This is a genomic window from Ruegeria sp. BHSB064 (assembly GCF_059613205.1).
The window spans coordinates 1-5,316 of record NZ_JBXWSB010000196.1; the positions used below are offsets into that span (position 1 = coordinate 1).

Sequence of the window (5,316 nt, forward strand, 5' to 3'; positions counted from 1 at the left end):
TTTGTGGCCAAGCAAGACAGCGAAATTCAGACGCCCGATTGGGGAACAATCCGCTATGACTTGTGTTTCGGCGGTGTCTTCTATGCGCTGGTCGATGTGGATCAGATCGGGTTGTCGATTACGCCGGATAACGCCCGCGCGCTTGCGACGCAGGGCGTTGCCCTGCGGGATCTGATTGCCGAAATCGAGGACGCTCCGCACCCGACCACGTCGGCGTTGAATGGTCTAGCCTATGTCATGTTCCGGTCAATGGATCCTGATGGCGCGGTGCGAACCTGCACAACCCTGCGTCCGGGCCGTGCAGACCGATCGCCTTGTGGCACCGGATCGAATGCCAACATGGCAGTGCGCCACGCAGCGGGGTTGGCGTCGCCGGGCGATATGGTTGTGTCACGTTCGATTATCGGCGGAGAGTTCACAACCGAGCTGTTGAGCATCACCAACGTCGGCCCCTATCAAGCCACTCAAAACCGTATTTCCGGGCAATGTTGGATCTATGGAATCAGCCAGATCGGATTGGATCCAAGCGATCCGTTTCCAAATGGCTTCCGACTGTCAGACACCTGGGGTGGTTAGCGATTGAGGTCGCGTGAGAAGTGCGTTCAGATTTCAGTCGCGCACGATCATGACCGAGCATTTTGCGTGGCGTACAACCTTGGCCGCGTTTGGGCCCAGCAGATAGTCGCGAAGCTCGGGCCGGTGTGAGGCCATAACAATCAACGACGCGCCTACTTCCTCTGCCATGCGCAGGATCTGGTCGTAAATTGCGCCTGTCGCGACGACATGTTGTACCTTTATTTCGCCAAGATCCGATGCGGCGGACACCGCGTGAAGTGCTTTGAGAGCTTCATTCGTCACGTCATGACTGAAGGTTTGAGGAAAGAAGGTCGAGGTGAAGCTATCGAGCGCGGGCACCACGCTAAGCAGATGCAGCGCGGCATCATAATCCCGGGCAATCTGTCGCGCAGTCAAAATCGCCTTTTGGCTGGCTTCGGGATGCCCAAGGTCAACAGGGACCAAGATGTCTTTATACATTTACGGCCTCCGCTCCTTCTGCTCTACGCCGCCGGATCAGCTGTAATCCGATGATGGCAAACAGGGCCAGATAAGCCGGGATATAGAACCATTCCTTGGCGATGCGCGCGTTCGGCTTGTTCAGTTCAAGAACTTTCCAGTCGAAATCCACGCCCCACTTCTGGGCCGGGCTGTCAAAGGCCACGTTGTCGACATAAACACCATCCGTGTCAAAACGCATCTCCATGCCAGTGGTGTCCAGCAACCGATCTTCGCCAGAAGCCCCAGGTTCACCAAGCGGGATTGCGACAACACGCTGAATAATGTCGCCGCTGAAGTTTTCGCCCTCCATAAACATTCGAATCTGGGCGTCTTTTTCAGCGCTTTCAACAACCGCGTAGATGGTGGTGGGATCGACCGGCTCAAAAGCGGGCTGAATGCGGTCCAGCCAGAATTCAGGGCGCAGCAGGGACAGGGCAATGACCACCATCAGTGCACTTTCCAGCTTGTAGCTTCTGACAAAGAAATAGCCCTGAGTGGCGGCAGCGAAAACACACATGGCGATGGTGGACGATATGATGATCAGCGCAGCACTCCACCAGCTGTCCACACCGATCAGCAACAGCTCGGGGTTGAAGACAAAGATGAACGGCAGGATCGCGGTCCGCAGCGAATAGTAGAAAGCCTGAATACAGGTCTTCATCGGGTCCGAGCGTGCAACGGCGGCCCCGGCAAAGCTGTCCACCGCAACCGGAGGGGTCGTGCCCGACATCAGGCCGAAATAGAACACGAACAGGTGTACGGCAAACAGTGGGATGATCAGGCCGTTCTGCGCTGCCAGAACCACGAGCGGTTGCGCCATGACGCTGGCGACAACGATATAGTTGGCCGTTGTTGGCAGGCCCATTCCCAGCACAATGCACATGATGGCTGTGAACAGCAGCATGATCATCACATTGCCGCCCGAGACTGCGTTGATGATCTCGGTCATCAGCAAGCCCAGCCCGGTGAGCGAGACAACACCCACGATAATCCCCGCAGCCCCCATGGCCACGGCGATACCGACCATATTGCGCGACCCGGCCACCATGCCTTCGATCAGGTCATGGAAGCCTTCGCGCAGCCCGTCCAGCGGGCCTCCGTTCGCCGTATTTCTGAAATGGGCGAGCAGCGGTTTCTGGGTCAGCATGATGGCAACCATGACAACAATCGCCCAGGATACGGCCAGCCCCGGCGACAGACGTTGTACCATCAGGCACCAGATCAGAACGCCGATTGGAAGGGCGAAATGCAAACCGGCCATCAGGGTTGGTTTCAGCTTGGGAATCTCGACCAATGGCGCGTTTGGATCGTCGATCTCAAGCTCGGGATAGGTTGAGGCGATTTTGATCAGCCAGACATACAGCGCGATCATCAGGACACCGGCCAATGGGGTAGCATAGGATCCCGCAACCATTCCCAGACCGGTCGCGACCGTGTAGACGATCCCGGCCACCAATGCGACAACGCCGAAGCCAAACAGGAACCGGCCCAGGCTTTGCAGCAATGTGCTTTCCTGTACTTTGGCCAGAACCGGCATGTTTGCTTTCACCGCCTCAAGATGCACGATGTAGAACAGCCCGACATAGCTGATGATCGCCGGGATGAAGGCGTGTACGACCACCTCGAAATAGGTGATGCCGACAAATTCGGTCATCAGGAAGGCTGCGGCACCCATGACGGGCGGCATGATCTGACCGTTGATCGAGGACGAAACTTCGATCGCGCCCGCCTTTTCGCCTGAAAACCCGATGCGCTTCATGAGCGGGATGGTGAACGTTCCCGTGGTGACAACATTGGCAATGGCCGAGCCCGAGATCAGGCCGGTCAGGCCCGAGGACACCACTGCCGCCTTGGCGGGGCCACCGCGCAGATGGCCCAGCATCGAAAAGGACAGTTTGATAAAGAAATTCCCGGCCCCGCCTTTGTCCAGCAGCGCTCCGAACAGAACAAACAGGAAAATAAAGCTGTTCGAGACGCCCAGCGGCAGACCAAAGACGCCCTCGGTCGTCAGCCACATATGATCGACATAGCGGTTCAGCGAAAACCCGCGATGTGAGATCAGTTCGGGAAGCATCGGTCCGACAAAGACATAGACCGTGAAAACACTTGCCACGATGACCAGTGACAACCCAAGAACGCGGCGGGTGATTTCCAGCACAAGCAGCATGCCTAGTATGGCTGAAATCGTTTCGGCCGGGGTTCGGATGCCACCCGCGTTGTCAACAACGTCGCGGTAAAACACCAGAATATACAGCGAGCATCCCGCCGCCAGGATCGCAAACACCCAATCGTAAAAGGGAATGTATTTGCGCGGAGAAGACAGGAATGCGGGGAATGTCAAAAACCCCAGAAACAGCGCAAAGGCAAGGTGTATGGCCCGTTGCTGGCTGTCATCGATCAAGCCGATACCAGTAACGAAGGGCAGCGGGGATGCCATATACAGCTGATAAATTGGCCACAGGATCGCGACGCCCAGAATAAGTCTACGCGCCCATCCCGACGGGTCGCGTGCCCCGGTATCATTTTCGGCAATCAGATCATCCAGTTGTTCCTGGTGCGACTTATCGGTCATGGCCACCCCGGCTTGTACAAGAAAGGGCGCATCGCAGGGATGCGCCCTCAAATTAAATTGGGCGGTCTCAGTTCAGAAGACCAACTTCACGGAAATAACGCTCGGCGCCGGGGTGATATGGTGCCGACTGGCCGTTTGTGGCCGCACCTTCGCGGGTCACGAACGTGTAGAGGGTCGACTGTGCCTTGAAGTCTTCGAAATTGTCGAACACGGATTTCACAAGGTTATAGACCACTTCTTCATCGGTGTCGGCGGTCGCAACAACGGTTGCTGCCAGACCCCAGGTCTGCACGTCCTCATCCTGTCCTTTGTAGGTACCGGCGGGGATCGTCGATGACGCGTAATAGGGGAATTCTTCGATCATCGCGTCGATGGTCTCGTCGCTCCAGCTCAGAATCGACGCGTCGCAGGTATTGGTCGCTTCGGTGATCGATGATGCGGTGATGCCGGTGGTGTAGAAGAACGCATCGATCTTGCCGTCGCACAGCGCCTGGGCCTGTTCGCGCGAGGTCAGGCGGGTTGCTTGGCCGAACGTGTCTTCAGGTGTTTTTCCGTAACGAGACAGAGCAAAGGTCATGGTGGCTTCGGTGCCCGATCCTGCATTGCCGATATTGACGGTCTTGCCTGCCAGATCTTCAAACGCACTCACGTCCTGATCTGCGCGCCCGACCAGATGGGCGGTGTCCAGATGCAGCGAGAAGAGGAAGCGCAGGTCTTTGTTTGCACCGTCTTCTTCGAACTTGGATGTGCCATTGTAGGAATGATACTGCCAGTCGGATTGCGAGATCGCGATGTCCATCTCACCGGCCTGGATCGAGCGCAGGTTTGCAACCGAGCCGCCGGTCGATTCCACGGTACAGCGAATGTTGTGGTCCAGCTCTTTGCGGCTTTTGTTCAGCACGTTGCAGATGAAACCACCGGTCGGATAGTATCCGCCCCCGATGCCCGCCGTGCCGATGTTGACGAATTGGCGCTCTTGCGCGGAACCGCTTGTGGCAGCGACAGCCGCAAGGCTTGCAGCAACGGCCAGTGTCCTGAAATTACTCATCCGATTACTCCCTGATTGTGTTGAGTAAGAGTTGCGCGGGGTCAGACACCCCGTCTAAGAAAAGCGGCGACCTCTTTTTGGGTCACCTCGATGTGGCTTCGAAGCGCGCTGACTGCCCCTTCGATATCGCCTTTTTCACAGCGGTTGAGAATGTCCGCATGTTCCCGCATCGGGCGGTCCAGTCCGCTTGCTGTGGAAACAAGCACACGCAGATACTGTCCCAGTTTGTCCTGAAGGTCGCGGATCATCATCAGCAACTGACCGTTGCCGCACGGTTCGTACAACATGTGGTGAAAACGCTGGTTGGCCTCGCTCCATTCCGAGATTTCGGTTCGCTGCGCATAATCCTTGAGCAAGTTTCGCATATCGCGAAAATCGTTCTCGATCATGTTGGGAATGGCCAGTTCAAGCGCCCTGCATTCCAAGGCAATCCGAATATCCAAGAGTTGCAGGATTTCAGCCTCGGAATACCCGCGAACAGCGGCGCCCTTGTTTCGTTCGAACACAACCAATTGGTCCACTTCAAGGCGTCGCAAAGCCTCGCGGACGGGGATTTTGCTCACACCAAAGCGCTTTGCGATTTCGTCCTGTCGCAAGGGTGTTCCCGGCATGACAGCGCCTGAAAGGATCTGGCCTTTCA

Annotated in this window: 5 protein-coding genes; 1 reads left to right on the forward strand and 4 read right to left on the reverse strand. The window is 56.7% G+C overall.

Annotated elements, in window-relative coordinates; all coding sequences use genetic code 11:
• Positions 1-576, forward strand: a 576-nt coding sequence (locus AC2FNU_RS23800) for a proline racemase family protein (RefSeq protein ID WP_496793675.1), incomplete at its 5' end; no start/stop codon positions are given.
• Between the two features lie 33 nt (positions 577-609).
• Here the strand turns inward: AC2FNU_RS23800 and AC2FNU_RS23805 are convergent.
• The 4 genes from AC2FNU_RS23805 to AC2FNU_RS23820 all read right to left on the reverse strand — a co-directional run.
• A complete protein-coding gene (locus tag AC2FNU_RS23805; RefSeq protein WP_496793677.1) occupies positions 610-1,035 on the reverse strand; it encodes a universal stress protein in 426 nt (141 codons plus the stop codon).
• Positions 1,028-3,628: a TRAP transporter permease gene (locus AC2FNU_RS23810; protein ID WP_496793682.1), complete on the reverse strand. Its 2,601-nt coding sequence runs from the start codon at positions 3,626-3,628 to the stop codon at positions 1,028-1,030. The genes AC2FNU_RS23805 and AC2FNU_RS23810 overlap by 8 nt, the downstream gene beginning before the upstream one ends.
• Positions 3,629-3,695: 67 nt before the next feature.
• Entirely contained in the window at positions 3,696-4,676 is a 981-nt protein-coding gene (locus AC2FNU_RS23815) for a TAXI family TRAP transporter solute-binding subunit (RefSeq protein WP_496793687.1), read from the reverse strand.
• Between the two features lie 41 nt (positions 4,677-4,717).
• A partial coding sequence (locus tag AC2FNU_RS23820; RefSeq protein ID WP_496793689.1) for a GntR family transcriptional regulator occupies positions 4,718-5,316 on the reverse strand: 599 nt, incomplete at its 5' end.